Here is a 20,279-nt window from a genome sequence, read left to right as displayed (position 1 = left end):
TTTCACTTGTGGATCAGCTATCCAACGCCACACGCGCAGCAGCGCCACGCTTGCGGTGCACCAGCAGACCAGCTGCCACCACACCAATGCTCAGGATTGCCGTGGCGATGATCTCGGCACGGTGATCCTCGCGCAGCGCCATCACCGCCAGCACGGCGATGATGAAGGCGATGGTCGCCCAGGTCAGGCCGGGGAACATCCACATCTTGAACGAGATCTTCTCGCCCTTGGCTTCACGCTGGCTGCGCATGCGCAGTTGCGACACGGCGATCACCAGATACACCAGCAGGGCGATGGCGCCGGAGCTGGCCAGCAGGAACTCGAACACCGCGGTCGGGGCCAGGAAGTTGGCGAACACACACAGGAAGGCTGCGGCGGTGGACAACAGCACAGCCCAGTGCGGGGTGCCGGCCTTGGTGGTGCGCTGGGCAACCGCCGGGGCGTCGCCACGCTTGCTCAGGGAGAAGAGCATGCGCGAAGAGGTGTACAGCGCCGAGTTCAGGCAGCTGGTCACGGCGATCAGCACGACGATGTCGACGATCAGCTTGGCGTTCGGCACGCCGATCAGGCTGAGGACAGTCTGGTAGGAACCTTTCTCGGCCAGGGCCGGATCGTTCCACGGCACCATGGCCACGACCAGGAAGATCGACACCAGGTAGAACAGGCAGATACGCCAGATCACCGAGTTGGTGGCGCGGCTGATCTGCTTGCCCGGATCCTTCGATTCGGCGGCGGCGATGGTGACGATCTCGGTCCCCATGAACGAGAACATGGTGGTCAGCATGGCGGCCAGCACCGCGCCCAGGCCATTGGGCATGAAGCCCTGGGTGTCGAACAGGTGGCTGACGCCGCTGATCTGGCTGCTCGGCACCATGCCGAACATGGCCGCGCAACCGACGACGATGAAGCCGATGATCGCCAGCACCTTGAGCAGGGCGAACCAGAATTCGAACTCACCATAGTTCTTCACGCTGAACAGGTTGGTGATGGTCAGCGCCAGGGTAATGATCAACGAGAACGCCCACAGGTCCACCGAGGGGAACCAGGCATGCAGGATGGCGGCGGCGGCGTTGGCCTCCAGCGGAATCACCAGCACCCAGAACCACCAGTACAGCCAGCCGATGGTGAAACCGGCCCAGCGCCCGATGGCGCGGTCGGCGTAGGTGGAGAAGGAACCGGTGTCAGGCGAGGCGACGGCCATTTCGCCGAGCATGCGCATCACCAGCACGACCAGGGTACCGGCCGCGGCGTAGGCCAGCAGCACGGCGGGGCCGGCGGCGGCGATGGCGTGGCCGGAGCCGACGAACAGCCCTGCGCCGATCACGCCGGCGATGGACAGCATGGTCACATGCCGTTGCTTGAGCCCCTGAGCGAGGTCATTGGAATTGTTACCGCTCATAAAACTACCTTTGTAAGGAGGTGGACTACACGAATGACTGGCCAGCGCGCCGAGGTGTGGATAGGCGTCGCCGCATTCAGTGGTTTCCAGAGGGCAATAAGCGGGCCACCTGAGAATGACTTTCGTCTGAAATGTTTCTGCCACCAATAACGGCGCGGCTTGCAGGGCATTGTGCCAAGCTTTGACCGAAAGGCCACCAAAACCCCATGCCAAGTCTGGATTACTGAAATACCCACTTACAAACGCACCAAAGGTGCTCCTGGGTAACACCTGTGCACGAATTCTGCGCATCAGAAAGCGCAACCAACAGGCGCAACCTTGCCCCCGTCAAGTCCGCGACACAGTGCCACCCGGCTAAAAACGGCTTCCCAGACCGGGCCAAAGCTGGCACCATCGCGCCTTTTTTCATCAAGGCTCCGGTGCTGGGCAAAACGCTATTGCGGACATCCTGGCGACAGTCCACTGCAGCGATGCGACAAACTGTCCCACCAGCGACCCGAGCACCCCGCGACCCGGTTGGCCGCCGTTGCGCCGCTATGCTAGCGTGGCGCTCGCCAGGAAGGCCGCCAACAGCTGGGAACGCACCCGAACACATGAGGACCGCAAATGGCTCAGGCCACGCCCGCGCTGGAAATCCGCAACCTGCACAAACGCTATGGCGAGCAGGAAATTCTCAAGGGCATTTCGCTGACCGCGCGCGACGGTGACGTGATCTCCATCCTCGGCTCGTCCGGCTCTGGCAAGTCCACCCTGCTGCGCTGCATCAATCTGCTGGAGAACCCGCACCAGGGCGAGATCCTGGTCGCCGGTGAAGCCCTCAAGCTCAAGGCGCAGAAAAACGGCGACCTGATCGCCGCCGACAACCGCCAGATCAACCGCCTGCGCAGCGAGATCGGCTTTGTCTTCCAGAATTTCAACCTGTGGCCGCACATGTCGATCCTCGACAACATCATCGAGGCGCCGCGCCGCGTGCTCGGCCAGAGCAAGGCCGAGGCCATCGAGCATGCCGAGGCGCTGCTGAACAAGGTCGGCATCTTCGACAAGCGCCACAGCTACCCTGCCCAGCTTTCCGGTGGCCAGCAACAACGTGCCGCCATCGCCCGTACCCTGGCCATGAAGCCCAAGGTCATCCTGTTCGACGAGCCAACCTCGGCGCTCGATCCGGAGATGGTCCAGGAAGTGCTTAACGTCATCCGCGCCCTGGCCGAAGAAGGCCGTACCATGCTGCTGGTGACGCACGAGATGAACTTTGCCCGCCAGGTGTCCAGTGAAGTGGTCTTCCTGCACCAGGGCCTGGTCGAAGAGCAAGGATCGCCGCAGCAGGTCTTCGAAAACCCGACCTCGGCGCGTTGCAAGCAATTCATGTCCAGCCACCGCTAACGGAGCAACACGAATGCAGACCTATAAGAAAGTCCTCCTGGCCGCTGCCGCCACCCTGGTGTTCTCGGCCAATGCCATGGCAGCCGAGAAACTGAAAATGGGCATCGAGGCTGCCTACCCGCCGTTCAACAACAAAGATGCCAGCGGCCAGGTCGTGGGCTTCGACAAAGACATCGGCGACGCCCTGTGCGCCAAGATGAAGGTCGAATGCGAAGTGGTCACCTCCGACTGGGACGGCATCATCCCCGCCCTGAACGCCAAGAAGTTCGACTTCATCGTCTCCTCGCTGTCGATCACCGACGAGCGCAAGCAGGCCGTGGACTTCACCGACCCGTACTATTCGAACAAGCAGCAGTTCATCGCGCCGAAGAACGTCGACTTCAAGACAGACGACAAATCGCTCGAAGGCAAGACCATTGGCACCCAGCGCGCCACCCAGGCCGCTACCTGGCTGGACGATCACGGCGGTATGGACGGCAAATTCAAGGTCAATCTGTATGACGGCCAGGAAAACGCCTACCTGGACCTGACCTCCGGCCGCGTCGACGCCATCCTCGCCGACAAGTACGCCAACTACGACTGGCTGAAATCCGAAGCCGGCAAGAACTACGAGTTCAAAGGCGACCCGGTGAACGAAAGCGACAAGGTCGGCATCGCAGTACGCAAAGGCGACAACGAGCTGCGTAACAAGCTCAATGCCGCACTGAAGGAAATCGTCGCCGACGGTACCTACAAGAAGATCAACGACAAGTACTTCCCGTTCAGCATCTATTGATTCGCCCCGACAGGCATCGCCGCCTTGGCGGTGCCTGTCCCTTGAACAAACTTACCCATGAATATCGACCTGCACGGATTCGGCCCGGCCATGATGGCCGGTACCCTGATGACCGTAAAACTGGCGCTCTGCGCCTTGCTGCTGGGGCTGGTCCTGGGCCTGCTCGGCGCCCTGGCCAAGACCTCGCCGGTCAAGCCCTTGCAATGGCTTGGCGGCACTTATTCCACACTGGTACGCGGCGTACCCGAACTGCTCTGGGTGCTGCTCATCTATTTCGGCACCGTCGGGCTGATGAACAGCCTTGGCGAACTGCTGAACATGCCTGGCCTGGAGCTCAGTGCCTTCACCGCTGGCGTGATCGCCCTCGGCCTGTGCTTCGGCGCCTACGCCACGGAAGTATTCCGCGGCGCGATCCTGGCCATCCCCAAGGGGCATCGTGAAGCGGGCCTGGCCCTTGGTCTGTCCAAGGGCCGTATCCTGTCACGGATCATCCTCCCGCAGATGTGGCGCATCGCCCTGCCGGGCCTGGGCAACCTGTTCATGATCCTGATGAAGGACACTGCGCTGGTGTCGGTGATCGGCCTGGAAGAGATCATGCGCCACGCGCAGATCGGCGTGACCGTCACCAAGGAGCCGTTCACCTTCTACGCCGTGGCCGCCTGCATATACCTGGGCCTGACCGTGATTGCCATGACCGGCATGCACTTCCTGGAAAAGCGCGCCGCTCGCGGCTTCATGAGGGCCGAATAAATGAACTGGGAAGTCATCATCAAGTGGCTGCCACGCCTGGCCCAGGGTGCCACCCTGACCCTGGAACTGGTAGCCATCGCCGTCATCGCTGGCCTGATCCTGGCCATTCCACTGGGCGTGGCGCGCTCGTCGCGACACTGGTATGTGCGCGCCCTGCCCTTCGGTTACATCTTCTTCTTCCGCGGCACGCCGCTGCTGGTGCAGCTGTTCCTGGTGTACTACGGCCTGGCCCAGTTCGACGTGGTGCGCAACAGCTCGCTGTGGCCGTACCTGCGCGATCCGTTCTGGTGCACGGTGCTGACCATGACCCTGCACACCGCCGCCTATATCGCCGAGATCCTGCGCGGTGCCTTGCAGGCGATCCCCAAGGGCGAGATCGAAGCGGCCCGAGCACTGGGCATGTCGCGGGGCAAGACGCTGCTCTACATCATGCTGCCGCGCGCCGCGCGCATCGGCCTGCCGGCCTACAGCAACGAAGTGATCCTGATGCTCAAGGCCAGTGCCCTGGCCAGTACCGTGACCTTGCTTGAATTGACCGGCATGGCACGGACCATCATTGCCCGCACCTACCTGCCGGTGGAAATCTTCTTTGCCGCCGGGGTGTTCTACCTGCTGATCTCGTTCGTGCTGGTGCAAGGCTTCAAGCTGTTGGAGCGCTGGCTGCGCGTGGATGCCTGCCAAGGGCGTTGAGGCTGTAAATACCATCGGGGCCGCTTGGCGGCCCCTATTGATAGCGCTGCGGTGCCTGCATGCCGACCACGCCTTACCTCCACGACCAGCACCTGCTCGAGCGCTTCCAGGCCCTCGACCATTTCCTGCTGCAGCACCAACAACTGTGGCGCCCGCGCCCGTTCAACCACTTGCGCCTGGATTGGGAAGACGAACACACCGAGCTGTCCTGCTGGCTGCGCCAACGTACCCTTGAGCAAGCCGAAGCCCCCGAGCAACCTGCAGCCCCGGCCCCATTTCCACAACTGGCCGCACAGGCGCAGGCACTGTCCGTCGTCGGCGAGCTGCCCGATGCCGGCCTGCACCCCGCCGCGCACCGTCTCGACGTCAACGTCCCCGGCCGCAAGTGGCAGCAGATCGAAGCCTTCAGCCGCCGCCTGGCGTTCAGCCAGCCTGCGCGGCACTGGCTCGACTGGTGCTCTGGCAAAGGCCACCTGGGCAGGCGCCTGCTGCAACCCGGCCAGCAGCTGACCTGCCTGGAGTACGACGCCGAGCTGGTCAGCGCCGGCAAGGCCCTGAGCGAGCATCACCACCTGGCTGCCACCCATGTCCAGCAGGACGTCATGGCCATGGACAGCGCCCGGCATCTGGATGGCGGCAAGAGCGCGGTCGCCCTGCACGCCTGCGGCGATCTGCATGTGCGGCTGCTGCAACTGGCAAGCGAGCAGGGATGCCGACAGATCGCCGTCGCGCCCTGCTGCTACAACCGCATCCAGGGCAAGCGCTATCAGCCGCTCTCCGGCGCCGCCCAGGCCTCGGCCCTGGCATTGACCCAGGACGACCTGGGCCTGCCGCTGAGCGAAGCGGTCACCTCCAGCCAGCGCACCCGCCGCCAGCGCGACCAGTCCATGGCCCGCCGCCTCGGGTTCGACCTGCTGCAGCGCCAACAACGGGACGTGGACGAATACCTGCCCACCCCTTCGCTGCCGGTCAGTTGGCTGGCAAAACCTTTCGAGCATTACTGTCGCGACCTGGCCGAGCTCAAGCAACTGACGATCAACGGCCAACCCGACTGGGTTGCCCTGGAGGCAGCCGGCCAGCAACGCCTGGCCGAGGTACGCAACCTCGAACAGGTACGCAACCTGTTCCGCCGCCCACTGGAGATGTGGCTGGTGCTCGATCGCGCCCTGTTCCTGCAGGAGCAAGGCTATTCGGTACGGCTAGGCGTGTTCTGCGATTACCCGCTGACCCCGCGCAACCTGTTGCTGCTGGGTGAGCGCGACGCAACGCCGCAGCGCGGTTGACAGCCTGTGGATAACTCTGTGTACAAGCTTGTGATGAAAATCACGAAATCTTGGATCCTTGGGCTATTTGCGCTGCTTTGCTTATTCCGTCGTGGGCCTCAAAGCCAGTAAAAACAGGCCTTTGCGCAAAGACCGGTGGTAGCCCCTATCGGCATGCCTTTCGCGCAAGCGGCCAATGCCACTTGTGCATAAGCAATTTTGCCAAGCGCTTTGGAAGGGCAGTTGTCAAGCCAGTTTGAGCAAGCCCATGCCTACCAGCAGCAACGCAAGACCCAACCAACCACGCCCGGCCAGACGCTGACCGAACAAGGCCCAGCCCATGGCCACGGTGGCAAGGATGCCAAAGCCGCCCCAGATGGCGTAGGCCAGCGACAGGTCGATGTCCTTCACCGCCTGCGCCAGCGCGGTGAACGCCGCCAGCACGCAGAGGATCGAGGCCAGGCCCAGGTCTTTGCGGCGGAAACCGTCGGAATACTTGAGCAGCAGGTTGGCCAGTACCTCCAGCACGATGGCCAGGCCCAGCCAGGCAAATGGAATCAACATGGCACGGCCTCCCCTTGACGCTCGACGGGCTTGGCGCGGGTACCGGCCTTGACCAGCAGGATGCCGGCGATCATCACCGCCAGGCCCAGGGCCTTGGTCCAGCCCAGGCTTTCGCCAAGCCAGAGCACACTGATCAAGGTGATCAGCACGATACCGAACCCTTCCCACAGCGCGTAGGCCACACCCACCGGCACGCGCTTGACCGCCAGGGCCAGGAAGAAATACGACAGACAGATCATGACGTACATGACGGCATGCCCCATCAAGGGGAAATGAGTGGCGGCGAGTTTCATCGACGCCGTGCCGATCACCTCGAAGGTGATGGCGACAATCAGGTAGATCCAGGAACGCATGGTGCCCTCCCATGGGCGACAGCGGCCGAGCGCACAGGCATCGGCGCCAGACAGAGACGTTTACGGCTGTAGAGGGAGGGTGGCGCTAGAGGTCGCCGGTCCAGTGACGTTCACGGGAGACCAGGCGGGAGGAAGAGAGGAGCTTGAAAGCTTTACTGTTCAACATAATGAACACAAGATTAGCTTGGCTGATCGATTTAGTCAAAATGATAGGTTGAGTCTAATTATTTCTCGTGAAAAATGGACTTCTCAAGAAAAACCCCCGTAAAGCTTGCTGAAAGCTTCGTAAATTATAATCCCCACGTTGTCTTTGCAGGAGCCGGCTTGCCCCGCGATCACCAGCAAGGCCACCCCTGCGACAAACCGTCGCCATCGGTAAATACTCAAAATTAATTATTGTTTTACGATAATTATTCAAGAATAATCCGCTCCGTTCATCACTGTACGGAGGCACCCCATGAACAGTAGATCCGTGGCCTATGCGCGTTCGCGCCTACGCACCATAGGCGCATTCGCCGCCTACCTGGCCTGGACAACCGCGGTCGTCGAGCTGACCATCACGCCCTTGCTCTTCATCTTCGACTTCCCCGAGATCTTCAACGGCTACCTGCAAGCCTACGGCGACCAGATGCCGCTGCTGCTCGAACCCGGCTACCAGGCATCCCCCCTGGCCATCGGCCTGGTACTGGCGGTGGACATGATTCCCACGCTGATTTCCGTTGTGGCCCTCGGCCTGACCGGCCTGTTCTTCCACCGCCTCTCGCGTGGGCAGACCTGGACCTCGGCCAATATCAAATTGCTGTGGTGGGTCGGCCTGCTGTGCATCTTCACCCCGTTGCTGTGGCCGGTGACCTACACCTTGCAGGGCCTGGCCCTGGCCATCGACCTGCCGGCCGGCGAAAGGAGCTTCAGCTTCTCGATCGGTGTATCATCGCAGGCTGTCTACGAGATCATGAAAGGCATCCTGCTGTGTGCCTTCTCGCTGCTCATGCGTGACGCCAAGACCATCAGCGATGAACACAACTGTTATGTCTGACTGCTTCCTATGCCGATAATCATCCGCCTCGACGTCGTCATGGCCCGGAACAAGATGCGTTCCAAGGACCTGGCGGAAATCATCGGTATCACGGAAGCGAACCTGTCGCTGCTGAAGAACGGCAAGATCAAGGGTTTCAAGATCGAGACCCTGGAGAAGCTGTGTCGCGCCCTGAACTGCCAGCCCGGCGATTTGCTGGAGTTCAGCGACGAATGATCAAGGACTGCAACACCCATGGCACTTTTCCACAATGGCCTGGCCGCCCTCGTGCTGGCCTGCCTGGCCTTGGCCCTGACCGGCTGCGGCCCGAGCTACACCTATAGATACTCGCCACCGCCCAGCGCGCATGGCATGAACTGCATCAACAGCTGTTCGACGGAGCGCAACCACTGCCAGCAGATGGCCCGCCTGCAGGACAACAGCGAACGTGCGCTGTACCAGGCCGAGATGAGGGCCTACCAGTACTGCCAGAACGGCAAGAGCAAGAAGGAAGCGCGTCACAGTTGCCACTACCCGAGCTACCCCTTCAATACAGGGAGCAGCTACAGTTGCGGCAATGACTACGACTCCTGCTACATGGCCTGCGGCGGCACCATCCAGCGCATCCTGAACAAAGACTGATCCCGGAACGGACTCGAACATCGTGAAACACACCAAGCCTTTCGCCCTGCTGACCCTCGCCCTGGCCATGACCGGCTGCGCCAACAGCACGCCATCCAGCAAGCCGGCCCCGTTGAACTGGAACATGCCCGGCATGCAGCTGGGCGGTGACCGCGGCCTGCCCCTGCACAACGCCGACGGCAGCTGCCGCAAGCGCGGCTGCGACAACGGCAAGCTGTTCTTCAACCCCGGCCAGCCCGAGCCAAGCGTCAACTCCATGCACCGCGGCTGGTAAGAAAATTCTCCTTTCAGTTCGGTGACTTAGGGTTTTGTGCGCTGGATGCAACGAAGTGGTTTACAGCGCCGAATCCATCGCTATAATGACGCCCCTGTGCCGGTATAGCTCAGATGGTAGAGCAACTGACTTGTAATCAGTAGGTCCCGGGTTCGATTCCTGGTGCCGGCACCATCCTCAAAAGCCTCGACGAATGTCGGGGCTTTTTCGTTTCCGCTCCTGCGACACATTGTCCGCCCTCTCCACTTCTTGTTTTCGCTCAATAAACCCTAATTTCAAAGCGGCTATTCCTGTGCCCGACGACTTTCGTCGACTTAAGGAGAAGTCCCATGAACGAGCAAGAAGGCGTGTCCCTGACCCGGCGTGGCATGCTGGCCGGCACTGTGTTGCTGGGCGTCGGTGCCTCGGCGCTTGGCAGTGGCCTGGCCCAGGCCGCTACCGCTTCGCCCGCCGCCGGCCCGGTGCCTGACCTGGCGAAACTGGAGCGGGTGAGCGTCGAACTGGTGGCACCGCCACAGGTGCACCCCCACAGCCAGCGCGCTCCCGGCAAGCCGCGCATTGTCGAGTTCCGCATGGTCATCGAGGAGAAGGAACTGGCTGTCGACAGCACCGGCGCCTACATCCACGCCATGACCTTCAACGGCTCGGTGCCCGGCCCGCTGATGGTGGTGCACGAGGGCGACTACGTGGAGCTCACGCTGGTCAACCCGGCCAGCAACAGCATGATGCACAACATCGACTTCCACGCCTCCACCGGCGCCCTCGGCGGCGGTGAGTTGACCCATGTGAAGCCGGACGAGCAGGTGGTGCTGCGCTTCAAGGCCGACCGTGCCGGGGTGTTCGTGTATCACTGCGCGCCGGGCGGGGCGATGATTCCCTGGCACGTAGTGTGTGGCATGAACGGCGCGATCATGGTGCTGCCCCGTGACGGCCTGAAAGACCCTGAGGGCCGCCCGTTGCAGTACGACAAGGCCTGGTACATCGGCGAGCAGGACTACTACATCCCCCGCGACAAGGACGGCAAGTACAAGCGCTACGCCAACCCCATGGCCAGCTTCGGTGACATGAGCCAGCTGATGAAGGGGCTGGTGCCCAGCCATGTGGTGTTCAACGGCAGCGTCGGCGCCCTGACCGGCAAGCAGGCGCTCACCGCCAAGGTGGGCGAGACCGTGCTGATCGTTCATTCCCAGGCCAACCGTGATACCCGCCCGCACCTGATCGGCGGGCACGGCGACTACGTCTGGGCCTCGGGCAAGTTCGCCAACCCGCCGCAGCGCAACCTGGAGACCTGGTTCATCCCCGGCGGCGCGGCGGGGGCGGCGTTGTACACCTTCCGCCAGCCCGGCCTGTACACCTACCTCAACCACAACCTGATCGAGGCGGTGATGCTCGGTGCCGCCGCGCATGTGCAGGTGGAGGGGCAGTGGAATGACGACCTGATGAAACAGGTGCAGGCGCCCGGGCCGATCCGCTAGCGGTATTGATCCGGATCAAGCCACTTGGCCATGCGCGGCATAGCCTGAGCGCAGGCATCCACTTCATGGAGGGAGACCATGGCCAAGCGATTTCCCACGAACCCCAGCCATCCCGAACGGATCTGCTGGGGCTGCGACTTGTACTGCCCGGCCAAGGCGCTGGCCTGCGGCAATGGTGCGGACCGGACCATGCACCCGGTGGAGTTGTTCGGCGAGGATTGGGAACAGCTCGATGATCATCTGGATGCGACCATAGCCACTTCGCATGCCGCGCCCGGACAGGAAATGCCGCTCAACCAAAAGTCTGAATGAACGGCGCCGCGCTTGCCTTGATGGCGGCAACTACCTTGGGTGCCTGATCGCAAAGCGCGGACTCCCTGGCCAGTGTTCGCTCCAATGCTTCAAGCTGCTTGCGAATGACTTCAGCCGGGTAGCTCACGTCGCAAAGCGGTGCGAAGTCCAGCAGGCCTTGCCGCGACGCAAACAAGGATTTGTTGCCGGATAGCGAAAACGCCAGCACGTCTTCCGGTGTGCGGGCCATAGCGGAAGAGGTAGTCGCCTGCACTGGTCAGCAATGCTCCACTGTCACCCTCGGGTGTCGCGACTATCAGCGGCGTCATTCGAACATCCCCTCGATTTCGTCAAGCGTCGGCATCACCGCCGCTATGACCTGCAGTTCGCAGCCGAGCGCCGCCAATGCACGTGCATATGCACCGATGGCCACTGAGAGGCTACCTTTCTCCATGGCAATGATCTTTTGCCGGGTGATACCGGCCAAGGTTGCGAGCGCCTGCTGGGTCAATCCCCGGTTAAGCCTTCGCGTGCGAACCTGCGCGCCCAGGCGCTCGACGATCAATGAGTGATCCATGTTCTTTATACGTGACAAATTTAGATGAATGTAACGTATAAGGAACATGATCAAAAATCAACCAGCAGTAGCGGTGTCAAAAGCTCTTCTAGAACGCCGTGCTCACGGTCACCGCCAGGTTGCGCGGGTCGCCATAGATTGCCCCGGCATAGAACCCGTAACGGGTGTAGTAGTGCTTGTCGAACAGGTTGTTGGCGTTGAGGCTGACGCTGGTGTCGTCGGTCAGCTGGTACTTGGCCATGGCGTTCCAGATCGCATAGCCCGACCAGTTTACGTCGCTGGCGCTGCGGCTAACTCCGTTGCTCGGCTGCCCGGCGGGGGTGGACACCGCGCGGATGTTGCTTTGCGCGGTCACGCCAGCGCCCAGGGTCAGGCGATCCAGCGGGCCGGACAGGCGATAAGTGGTCGAGGCCTTGAACAGGTGCGAGGGGTCGCTGCGCCCGTCGCTGTCCAGGCGGCGGAAGTGCAGGTAGGTGTAGCCGGCATAGACGTTCCAGTTCGGGGTCAGGGCGCCGGCGACTTCCAGGTCGATACCGTCGGTTTCCTGGCCGGAACCGGCCTTGTAGGCAGTGGCGCCGGTCGGCGTCAGCAGGTCGCCGTCCATCACCGCCTTGTTCTCCTGCCTGGTGCGGAAGTAGGCCGCGGACGCGTTCAGGCGACCATCGAACCATTCACCCTTGATCCCGGTTTCGTAGCTCTGGCCACGGATCGGCTCGACCTTGGTGCCGCTGGCGCTCTCTTCGGTCTGCGGGTTGAAGATGTCGGTGTAGCTGGCGTACAGCGAGTAGTTGTCGTCGAGGTCGTACACCGCGCCCAGGTAAGGGGTGACGATGCCGTTGTTCTGCTGGTTGCTGCGCGCACCGTTGACGCTGACGGTAGTAGCCGAATAGTCGGTGCTGCGCACACCGAGGATGAGCGACAGGGGGTCGGTGACGCTAAGGCGGGTGGCGGCATACATGCCCTGAAGACGGGTGGTAGTCTTGCTGTGCAGGCCGGTTTTTGAGGCCAGCATGGCGTAGTCGTCGTCCACGCCGTCTAGCCAGTTGCCCAGCCCCAGGCCATTGTTCGCCCGGAACTGGCAACCCACCCCACTGTTCACTGCCTTGCCGCCGCCGACCATGCTGCAAGTGTACTGCGGTGACCAGGCCACGGTGCGGCTGTCGTTGTAGCCGACCATCGCCTGATGGGTGCGCCCGAACAGTTGGAATGGGCCGGACAGGTCGATCTGCGCCGATTGCTGGGTGGTGTCGGTGGAGCTGTGCAGGCCGTTGAGCACCGCGCCGCTGCCGTCCTGGTTCCAGTAGCCGCCGTAGACGCCACGGCCGGACGAGTTGACCTTGGCCAGGCCACGGTGGTTGAGCGCCTCGCCGCTGCTCTGGGCAACCTTCAGGTCCAGGCTCCAGTCGTTGTCGAAACGGTGCGCCAGCGAGCCGAAGGCGGTGCGGGTGATGTATTCGCCAAAGCTCCAGCTGGGTACCACGTTGGTGCTGCGCGGCAGGTCGGTCTTGCTGCCATCGCCGTACCAGATCGGGATGTTGGCGCCCCAGCCGCCGCCGACCACTTTGCTGTACTCGTACTGGTAGCCGGCACCCAGGGTGGTGGCATCGTCCAGGTCGAATTCGAAGTTGGCCAGGGCCGCGCGGGAGCGTTCGGACTGGTTGTCGCGGAACGAGCCGGCGTCCTGCTGGGTCATGACCAGACGCGAACGCAGGCGGCCGTCCTCGGACAGCGGCAGGTTCAGGTCAGCACCCAGGCGGCGCTTGTCCCAGCTGCCATAGGTGGCGTAGGCGCTGCCGCCGAAGGTCCGGGTCGGCGCCTTGCGGATCAGGTTGACGGTAGCCGAAGGGTCACCGGTGCCACCGAGCAGGCCGTTGGCGCCACGGACGATGTCGATGCGTTCGTACAGGTCCATGTTCAGCGCGTTGCCGCCACCGCTGAAGTCCGAACCGCCGGGGAACTGCAAGCCGTCGATCTTCCAGTTGCTGATCGAGTAGCCACGGGCGCGGAAGTCGGTGCGCCCGCCCACTTCCATCTTGCTCATGCTCACGCCCGGCGTGGTGTCCAGGGCCTGCTCGAGGGTGTGGATATCACGGTCTTCCATTTGCTGGCGGGTAATGCTGGTGACCGACTGTGGCGTCTGCCGGGGTGTCAGCTGCAAGCCCGTGGAGCTGCGTGTGTTCTGCACGGTGTAGCCGATCTGGCCGCTATCGTCGGCCAGCGGCAACGCACTGCTGTCGATGTTGGTGGCGCCCAGTTCCAGCACCGGGCCGTCAGCGAAGGCTGTGCCGCTAAGCCCGAGGGCCACGCAGAAGGCAAGCGGGGAGAGGCGACTGCCGCCTCGGACCAAGGGGGTTGTGTCAGTCATGATGCTCTTGCATACCATTTGGGAAGGCTTCGTATTCGCAGATGATTTTTTGTTACGATTCTAGGCATCTACCCCTTAGGCTCCATGGATGGCTTGTATGGGGATGTAATCGAACGTAACGAGCAGCGCAGTTCCTCTTTCCACAGGTACCCACAGCCATGAATACCACCTTGCTGGTCGTCGATGATGACGACGAGATTCGCGAACTTCTCTGCGATTACCTGACGGACGCCGGCTATCAGGTTCTCGCTGCTGTCGATGGAAAGCAGATGCACGCGCAATTGACCCGGCACAAGGTCGACCTGGTGGTACTCGACCTGATGCTGCCCGGCGAGGACGGCCTGAGCCTGTGCCGGCAGTTACAGGCGCAGCCGGGCTTGGCGGTGGTGATGCTGTCGGCCAGGGGCAGCACTCTGGACCGCATCATCGGCCTGGAAGTAGGCGCCGACGATTACCTGGCCAAACCCTTCGAGCCGCGCGAGCTGGTCGCCCGGATCAAGGCTGTGTTGCGCCGCCCCCATCGTCTGGAGGTAGAGCCCGATACTTCGGATAGCGAGCCACAATTGTTTGCGGGTTTTCGTCTCGATCACGTCAAACGGTTGCTCGTTCACCCTGACGGCCAAGCCTTCAACCTGCCACGCTCCGACTACCGTGTGCTGCGTGAACTGCTGGACGCCAACAACCGCGTGGTCTCGAGGGACCACCTGACACGCAGCGCGTTCGGCCGCGACCATCTGCCCGACGACCGCTCGGTGGACATGTGCATCAGCCGCCTGCGCCAACAACTGCGCCGGGCGCCAGGCCAAGGCGTGCAGATCCTCACCATCCGCAACGAAGGCTATCTGCTGAGCCTGGCCCGCGAAGCGTTGGGCGCCTGAGGTGCGACTGCTTCGCCGGCTGTGGCCGCGCACGCTGTTCGGCCAACTGCTGCTGATCATGATCAGCGGCACCCTGGTGATCCAGTTGATGTCCAGCAGCATCTGGTTCGACGTACGCTTCGCCCAGGTGCTGGAAGCGCCGGTGCGGTTGATCGCGGCGCGCAGCGCGCCCCTGATCGCCCAGGCCGACTGCCATGGCACGGCACGCCAGGTACCGAAGCACTACCAGCTGCGTTGCGCCGAAGCGCCGCCCGAGGGTGAGCATGACCAACGGCGCGGCTGGCGGCGCATCGAGCTGTTGCTGCATCAGGCACTGGCCTACGAATTGGGGGGCGATGTGCGGCCGAGGTTGCTCAAGGTCCGGCTCACCGACGAACTGGGCCAGCCCATCGTCTGGCGCAGCCTGTTCGGCTTGCGCACCGCCCAGGCGCATATCGAGTTTGCCGTGCCCCTCGCCGATGGCCACTGGCTGGTCATCGATGGCCAGGAGTTGCAGGGCTGGAGCGGCGAGTCGGCATGGGTGCTGATCAGCGACTACCTGCTGCGGGTCTATGCCCTGCGCATCGCCGCCGTGCTGGTGGTGTGCCTGGTGGCGGTACGCTTGTGCCTGCGCCCGCTGCGCCGCCTGGCCGATGCCGCCCGTGGCCTGGGTGGCAATCTGGAACAGGCGCCGTTGCCGCTGGACGGCCCCGAGGAAGTGCGGCACGCCGCCCAGGCCTTCAATGCCATGCAGCAACGGCTGATCCGCATGGTCAACGACAAGGCCTACTTCCTCGCCGCCGTGTCCCACGACCTGCGTACGCCGTTGACGCGCATGCGCCTGCGCCTGGAACGGCTGGAGGACAGCGAATACAAGGAGCGCCTGCGCCAGAACATCGCACAGATGGACGGCATGATCGGCCAGGTGCTCGACTACCTGCGGGCGGGCGAGCAGCAGAACCTGCAAACGGTCGACCTCGACCGCCTGGTGGCACGCCAATGCGCGGATTTGGCCAACGCCGAAGAGCCATTATCGATCCATGGCCAGGTGGGCCAGGCCCAGGTAGATGCCCTGCTACTGCAACGGTGCCTGCAAAACCTGTTGGTCAATGCCCTGCGCTATGCCAGGGAAGTCGCGGTGGTGCTGGAAAGCACGCCAACCGATGGGTACATCCACATCGACGATCGCGGCCCGGGCATCGACCCGGGCTTGCTGGCGACTGTCACCGAGCCTTTCGTGCGCGGCGAGGACTCACGCAACCAGGCCTCTGGCGGCTATGGGCTGGGGCTGAGCATCGCCCAGCGCATCGTTGCCAGCCATGGCGGCGAACTGCAGCTGAGGAACCGCCAAGGGGGCGGGTTGCGGGTCAGCGTACGATTGCCCAGGGGCAATATCGCCTGATCATTTGCCATCACCCTGCAGGATCCTCAGCGCCGCCTCGGCCAGGAAGCCCGAACGGCTCTTGTGCTCCGGGTGGTTCTGTACGTAGCTGTCGATGCGGGTGAGCAGGTACGCCGGCAAGGTGATGTTGAGCTTCTCGGCCTTGCCCAGGTAGCGGGTGATGTCGATATCGATCAGTGCCCAGGTGCAGCCGGCATAGGCGGGGTTGGCCGCATGCACGCCGACCTTGCTGGCCCTGGGGATTTCCTGCTGGTCCTGGGCCAGGAGTTCGAGGTGGCCTTCGATCGCTTCACGCGCCATGGCGATGGCGTTGTCGAGGTCTTCGCCCGCCGAAAAGCAGCCAGGGATATCCGGGACTTCCACGCCCCAGGCGTGCTGGTCGTCACCGGGGAGGATCGCGATAGGGAACAACATGGTGATGAGTCTCCTCGTCAGCTGGCGTAGCAGATGCGTGCCTGGCGCAGGATGCTGGCCGCAGTCGCGGGCAGCAGGTCTTTCCTGGGATGCGGGATGGTGACCAGCCCGGCTTTTTCAGGATGCTTGAAATGATGGTGGCTGCCTTTGGAGCGCACCAGATACCAGCCATCCGCCTCGATCACAGCAATCATTTCACGGCTGTTCATTCACCCATTCCTTGGGCCGGCCGATTGGTGGTTAGTATAACCACCAACAGACAATTATCAACACCATACCCACCATTACGACAAGCGGCTGCCAGGAGGAGAAGTATGGGGAGAGGAACGGAGCAAGCACCGGGAGAAGTGATGCGGGATCTTGCAGCAGGGAGAGTCGCCAGATAGTTCAGAGCACGGCCAATGCCTTTGCCTTCAACACTTGCAGATCCATCACCGGCACCCCTACCCGCTTGGCCATCTCGTCCCACTCGCGCAGGCGCAGGCTGACCCTGAACAACGGGTCGGCCTCGAACGCATCAGCTTCGGCATCGTTCATCATCCCACCCTGGTACGCCAAGGTGCGTCGGCTGGCTTCGCTCAAACGATCGTAGTATCCGGGCTGGCGCAAGGTCAGGTAGCGCTTGGCCTCGACGTGATACTGCACCAGCCTGGCCAGCCGCTCGCTGAAACCACACCGGCGCAAATACTCGGCACCGATGCGCTCATGACTGACAACGCCATAACCGCCCATGTCCTCGCCCTCGCACAGGTGGCCGATGTCATGGAAGAAGGCGGCCAGAATCACTTCGTCGTCGTAGCCTTCGGCCATGGCGAGCTGGGCTGCCTGGGACATGTGCTCGATCTGGGTGATGGCCTCGCCGATATAGTCGGCGCTGCCATGACGCTCGTACAAGGCGAAGGTGTCGTCGATGATCCGGGAAGAAGTTGGCATTGCGTGGGCTCCTGCGTTGCCTGGTCTGACGCCATCGCGGGGCAGCTTGAGTATAGAAGCCGGCTTGCCCCGCGATGAGGGCCTTACTGCTGGGCGACTTTCTCCGACTTGCCGTCGTAGCGTTTGCGCCACTCGGCGAGAATCTGGTCGCGGTTCTTCGAGGCCCAGGCGAAGTCGTTCTTGATCAGGCGCTGCTCATAGTCGGCCGGCAGTTCGGTCTGCGGCTTGGCGATGCCGGGGGCGGCGAGCACCGCGAAGTTCTCCTTGTACAGCTCCATGGCGGCAGGGCTGGCGGAGAAGTCGGCCAGGCGCTTGGCGGCATCGGCTTTCGGCGAGCCCTTGATCAGCGCCGTGGCCTCGATCTCCCAGCCCAGCCCCTCCTTGGGCAGGACGATGTCCAGGGGTGCGCCCTGGCGCTTGAGCTGCACGGCCGGGTACTCGAACGAGATGCCGATCGGGAATTCACCTGCTGCCGCCAGCTTGCATGGCTTGGAGCCGGAATGTACGTACTGGCCGATGTTCTGGTGCAGTGCGTCCATGTAGGCCCAGCCCTGAGGCTCGCCGTAGGTCTGCAGCCAGGCGCTCACATCGAGGAAGCCCGTACCGGACGAGGCCGGGTTGGGCATGACGATCTTGCCCTTGTACTCAGGCTTGGTCAGATCCTGCCAGCTCACCGGCTTGCTCAGGCCCTGCTTCTCGGCCTCGACGGTATTGAAGCAGATCGTCGCGGCCCACACGTCCATGCCTACCCAGGCCGGCGGATTGGCGGCGTCGCGGTAGTTGGGCGAGATCTTGCCCAGGTCCTTCGGCGCATAGGCTTCGAGCATGCCGTTCTGGTCGAGGATGGCCAGGCTGGAGGCCGCCAGCCCCCACACGGCGTCAGCCTGTGGGCGCTCTTTTTCAGCCAGCAGCTTGGCGGTGATGATGCCGGTGGAGTCGCGCACCCATTTGATCTCGATGTCCGGGTTGGCCTTCTCGAAGGCCTGCTTGTAGCTCTTGAGCTGCTCGGCCTCCAGGGCGGTGTAGACAGTCAGCTGGGTGGCGGCCGAAGCCTGCAGGCTGAACACGGCGGATACGGCAGCGGCAAGTGCAAGGGGCTTGAACATGATGCGGTTCCTATCGGTGTGGGCAGTAGGTCAATAGCCGGGGGCGCGTTGGCGCCAGGCCTGGGAGCGGCGTAGCAGGCCGCGCGAAGCGCCGGCCAACAGCAGGGAGGCGGCGGCGCTGGTCAAGAGGATCAGGGTCGACATGGCAGCGGCGCCGCCAACGTTGCCGGCGTCATCCATGTTCAGCACGGCAACGGCGGCGAGGATGGTGTCGGGGCTGTAGAGGAAGATCGCCGCCGACACCGTGGTCATCGCCGAGACGAACAGGTAGCGGATGATGTCCAGCAGCGTCGGCAGGCAGATCGGCACGGTGACCCGCACGAAGTGCTTGTATAGCGGCGCCTTGAGTGACAGCGCGGCGGCTTCGAACTCACCGTCGAGCTGGCGCAGGGCGGTGGTGGCGGTCATCTGCGCGGTGGTCAGGTAGTGGGAGATGGTGCACACCACCAGCAGCGCCATGCTGCCGTAGAACACGTGCAACGGGTTGCCGTTGAGGTTGAAGAAGAACACGTAGCCCAGGCCCAGCACCAGGCCAGGCACCGCCATGGGGATGAAGCTGAGCAGGCGCAGCAGTTGATTGAGCAGGCGCTGGCCTTGGGTCTTCTCCATGAGGTAGGCACCGGTGAAGATCACCACGCTGCCGATCAGCGCGGTGCCGATGGCCATGGTCACGCTGTTGCGATAGGCCAGCCAGCCGCCACCAGCGGTGTCTTCGAACATGTAGTGCTTGAGCGACAGCGACAGGTTGTACGGCCAGAACTTGACCAGCGACGAGTACACCGCCATGCCTATCACCGCCAGCAGCGCCGCGCAGACAAGCAACACGATGGCCAGGTAGCAGCCATCACGCAGCTTCGAAGGCTTCGGCTCGAACACCTGGGCGCGGCCGCTCATGGCCTCGCCCTGGCGGCGGCGCAGCCAGGCATCCACGGCAAAACTGAGCAGCGCCGGCACCAGCAGCACCATGCCGATCAGCGCACCACGGCCGAACTGCTGCTGGCCGACCACCGCCTTGTAGGCTTCCAGCGCCAGCACCTGGTAATCACCACCGACCACTACCGGCACGCCGAAGTCGGTGATGGTAAGGGTGAACACCAGGCAGAACGCCGCGAACACCGCCTGGCGCGTGGCCGGCCAGGTGATGCTGAAGAATGCCCGGGCAGGTCCGGCACCCATGCTCGAAGCGGCATCGAACAGTCGTGCATCGGCCAGTGACAGCGCCGAGAGCAGGATCATCAACGCATGGGGGAAGGTGTAGATGGCCTCGCCAAGCACGATGCCCCAGAAGCCGTAGATGTTGTCGCTGAGCAGCCCGCGCAGCAGGCCCTGGTTACCGAACAGATAGACCAGCGCGATCGCCGGCAGCATCGACGGCGCCAGCAACGGCAGCAGCGAAATGCCACGCCACAGCCCCTTGGCCGGGATCAACGTGCGTTGCAGGGCATAGGCGAACAGGTAGGCCAGCGGCACAACGATGGCGGCAACGGTGAGGGCTACCGACAGACTGTTGCCGAGCAGCCAGTGGAAGTTCGCGCTGGCAAACAGTTCGCGGGCGGCCAGCAGCCCCCCGCCCTGCCCGGCTTCAGCGCTGAAGCCACGCCAGAAGATCGCCAGCAACGGCAGCAGCACCGCCAGCACCAGCAGGCTCAGCAACAGGCTCTTGCCACCGACGACGAACAGTCGATCCCCCAGGGCGACGCCGTTGCGTGGCCTGTCGTTGCCGTGAGTGAGCGGCAGGGTCATGGGCGCGGCCAT

23 protein-coding genes, 1 tRNA gene and 1 pseudogene are annotated in these 20,279 nt (G+C 63.0%); 14 read left to right on the top strand and 11 right to left on the bottom strand.

Annotation, left to right across the window (positions count from 1 at the left end):
- Positions 1-13: 13 nt before the first annotated feature.
- Positions 14-1,399 carry a GABA permease gene (gene gabP, locus C3F42_RS19290; RefSeq protein ID WP_104444767.1) on the bottom strand — a complete coding sequence of 462 codons (1,386 nt, stop codon included), beginning with the start codon at positions 1,397-1,399 and terminating at the stop codon, positions 14-16.
- A gap of 606 nt (positions 1,400-2,005) precedes the next feature.
- Here gabP and C3F42_RS19285 point away from each other — a divergent pair.
- From C3F42_RS19285 to C3F42_RS19265, 5 genes are read left to right on the top strand one after another with little or no spacing between them, the layout of a single operon-like run.
- On the top strand, positions 2,006-2,779 hold the full coding sequence (locus tag C3F42_RS19285; protein ID WP_046853793.1) for an ABC transporter ATP-binding protein: 774 nt from the start codon (positions 2,006-2,008) through the stop codon (positions 2,777-2,779).
- A gap of 13 nt (positions 2,780-2,792) precedes the next feature.
- A complete protein-coding gene (locus tag C3F42_RS19280; protein WP_094010997.1) occupies positions 2,793-3,554 on the top strand; it encodes an ABC transporter substrate-binding protein in 762 nt (253 codons plus the stop codon).
- Between the two features lie 57 nt (positions 3,555-3,611).
- Entirely contained in the window at positions 3,612-4,304 is a 693-nt protein-coding gene (locus tag C3F42_RS19275; protein ID WP_094010996.1) for an ABC transporter permease, read from the top strand.
- Positions 4,305-4,994, top strand: coding sequence for an ABC transporter permease (locus C3F42_RS19270; protein ID WP_023630847.1), 690 nt, complete (start codon positions 4,305-4,307; stop codon positions 4,992-4,994).
- A gap of 59 nt (positions 4,995-5,053) precedes the next feature.
- Entirely contained in the window at positions 5,054-6,277 is a 1,224-nt protein-coding gene (locus C3F42_RS19265) for a methyltransferase (RefSeq protein WP_094010995.1), read from the top strand.
- A gap of 225 nt (positions 6,278-6,502) precedes the next feature.
- Here C3F42_RS19265 and mdtI read toward each other — a convergent pair whose 3' ends face one another.
- Complete coding sequence (mdtI, locus tag C3F42_RS19260; RefSeq protein ID WP_104444766.1) at positions 6,503-6,820, bottom strand: multidrug/spermidine efflux SMR transporter subunit MdtI; 318 nt, start codon at positions 6,818-6,820, stop codon at positions 6,503-6,505.
- Positions 6,814-7,173 carry a multidrug/spermidine efflux SMR transporter subunit MdtJ gene (locus C3F42_RS19255; RefSeq protein ID WP_104444765.1) on the bottom strand — a complete coding sequence of 120 codons (360 nt, stop codon included), beginning with the start codon at positions 7,171-7,173 and terminating at the stop codon, positions 6,814-6,816. The genes mdtI and C3F42_RS19255 overlap by 7 nt, the downstream gene beginning before the upstream one ends.
- 457 nt (positions 7,174-7,630) lie before the next feature.
- On the opposite strand from C3F42_RS19255, the gene C3F42_RS19250 reads away from it, so the two are divergent.
- The 7 genes from C3F42_RS19250 to C3F42_RS19220 all read left to right on the top strand — a co-directional run bounded on the left by C3F42_RS19250 (position 7,631) and on the right by C3F42_RS19220 (position 10,891).
- Entirely contained in the window at positions 7,631-8,209 is a 579-nt protein-coding gene (locus C3F42_RS19250) for a hypothetical protein (RefSeq protein ID WP_104444764.1), read from the top strand.
- A gap of 9 nt (positions 8,210-8,218) precedes the next feature.
- The gene (locus tag C3F42_RS19245) at positions 8,219-8,425 is read left to right on the top strand and encodes a helix-turn-helix transcriptional regulator (RefSeq protein ID WP_023629980.1); all 207 of its coding nucleotides are present in this window, start codon (positions 8,219-8,221) and stop codon (positions 8,423-8,425) included.
- Positions 8,426-8,443: 18 nt separating this feature from the next.
- On the top strand, positions 8,444-8,830 hold the full coding sequence (locus tag C3F42_RS19240; protein ID WP_046853791.1) for a hypothetical protein: 387 nt from the start codon (positions 8,444-8,446) through the stop codon (positions 8,828-8,830).
- Positions 8,831-8,897: 67 nt separating this feature from the next.
- On the top strand, positions 8,898-9,104 hold the full coding sequence (locus tag C3F42_RS19235; protein ID WP_104445326.1) for a hypothetical protein: 207 nt from the start codon (positions 8,898-8,900) through the stop codon (positions 9,102-9,104).
- Between the two features lie 98 nt (positions 9,105-9,202).
- Positions 9,203-9,278 (top strand) — tRNA-Thr (locus C3F42_RS19230).
- Positions 9,279-9,433: 155 nt separating this feature from the next.
- Entirely contained in the window at positions 9,434-10,579 is a 1,146-nt protein-coding gene (gene nirK, locus C3F42_RS19225; RefSeq protein WP_104444763.1) for a copper-containing nitrite reductase, read from the top strand.
- Between the two features lie 78 nt (positions 10,580-10,657).
- Positions 10,658-10,891 carry a DUF3079 domain-containing protein gene (locus C3F42_RS19220; protein WP_094010986.1) on the top strand — a complete coding sequence of 78 codons (234 nt, stop codon included), beginning with the start codon at positions 10,658-10,660 and terminating at the stop codon, positions 10,889-10,891.
- On the opposite strand, the pseudogene C3F42_RS19215 reads toward C3F42_RS19220, so the two are convergent.
- The 3 genes and pseudogenes from C3F42_RS19215 to C3F42_RS19205 all read right to left on the bottom strand — a co-directional run.
- A pseudogene (locus tag C3F42_RS19215) lies at positions 10,872-11,117 on the bottom strand (type II toxin-antitoxin system HipA family toxin); the annotation flags it as partial. The gene C3F42_RS19220 and the pseudogene C3F42_RS19215 overlap by 20 nt on opposite strands.
- A 78-nt stretch (positions 11,118-11,195) precedes the next feature.
- The gene (locus tag C3F42_RS19210; protein WP_094010985.1) at positions 11,196-11,447 is read right to left on the bottom strand and encodes a helix-turn-helix domain-containing protein; all 252 of its coding nucleotides are present in this window, start codon (positions 11,445-11,447) and stop codon (positions 11,196-11,198) included.
- A gap of 88 nt (positions 11,448-11,535) precedes the next feature.
- On the bottom strand, positions 11,536-13,830 hold the full coding sequence (locus C3F42_RS19205) for a TonB-dependent siderophore receptor (RefSeq protein WP_094010984.1): 2,295 nt from the start codon (positions 13,828-13,830) through the stop codon (positions 11,536-11,538).
- 140 nt (positions 13,831-13,970) lie between these two features.
- Between C3F42_RS19205 and C3F42_RS19200 the strand changes: the two genes are divergently transcribed.
- Complete coding sequence (locus C3F42_RS19200) at positions 13,971-14,690, top strand: response regulator (protein ID WP_023629985.1); 720 nt, start codon at positions 13,971-13,973, stop codon at positions 14,688-14,690.
- A 1-nt stretch (position 14,691) separates the two neighbouring features.
- Complete coding sequence (locus C3F42_RS19195; protein ID WP_104444762.1) at positions 14,692-16,071, top strand: ATP-binding protein; 1,380 nt, start codon at positions 14,692-14,694, stop codon at positions 16,069-16,071.
- Here C3F42_RS19195 and C3F42_RS19190 read toward each other — a convergent pair whose 3' ends face one another.
- From C3F42_RS19190 to C3F42_RS19170, 5 genes are all read right to left on the bottom strand, one after another.
- The gene (locus tag C3F42_RS19190) at positions 16,072-16,485 is read right to left on the bottom strand and encodes a type II toxin-antitoxin system HicB family antitoxin (RefSeq protein ID WP_094010983.1); all 414 of its coding nucleotides are present in this window, start codon (positions 16,483-16,485) and stop codon (positions 16,072-16,074) included.
- 17 nt (positions 16,486-16,502) lie between these two features.
- Positions 16,503-16,694 (bottom strand): type II toxin-antitoxin system HicA family toxin, encoded by a 192-nt coding sequence (locus C3F42_RS19185; protein ID WP_023630583.1) that lies wholly within the window; start codon positions 16,692-16,694, stop codon positions 16,503-16,505.
- Between the two features lie 178 nt (positions 16,695-16,872).
- Positions 16,873-17,418 (bottom strand): phosphonate degradation HD-domain oxygenase, encoded by a 546-nt coding sequence (locus C3F42_RS19180; protein WP_094010982.1) that lies wholly within the window; start codon positions 17,416-17,418, stop codon positions 16,873-16,875.
- Positions 17,419-17,501: 83 nt separating this feature from the next.
- Positions 17,502-18,524 (bottom strand): putative 2-aminoethylphosphonate ABC transporter substrate-binding protein, encoded by a 1,023-nt coding sequence (locus C3F42_RS19175; protein WP_094010981.1) that lies wholly within the window; start codon positions 18,522-18,524, stop codon positions 17,502-17,504.
- A 30-nt stretch (positions 18,525-18,554) separates the two neighbouring features.
- On the bottom strand, positions 18,555-20,279 hold the full coding sequence (locus tag C3F42_RS19170; RefSeq protein WP_104444761.1) for a putative 2-aminoethylphosphonate ABC transporter permease subunit: 1,725 nt from the start codon (positions 20,277-20,279) through the stop codon (positions 18,555-18,557).

Origin of the sequence: Pseudomonas sp. PONIH3, assembly GCF_002934345.1 — a bacterium.
In the GTDB taxonomy this organism is placed as follows: Bacteria; Pseudomonadota; Gammaproteobacteria; order Pseudomonadales; family Pseudomonadaceae; genus Aquipseudomonas; species Aquipseudomonas soli.
This window is presented reverse-complemented; position numbering and strand designations above follow the sequence as displayed.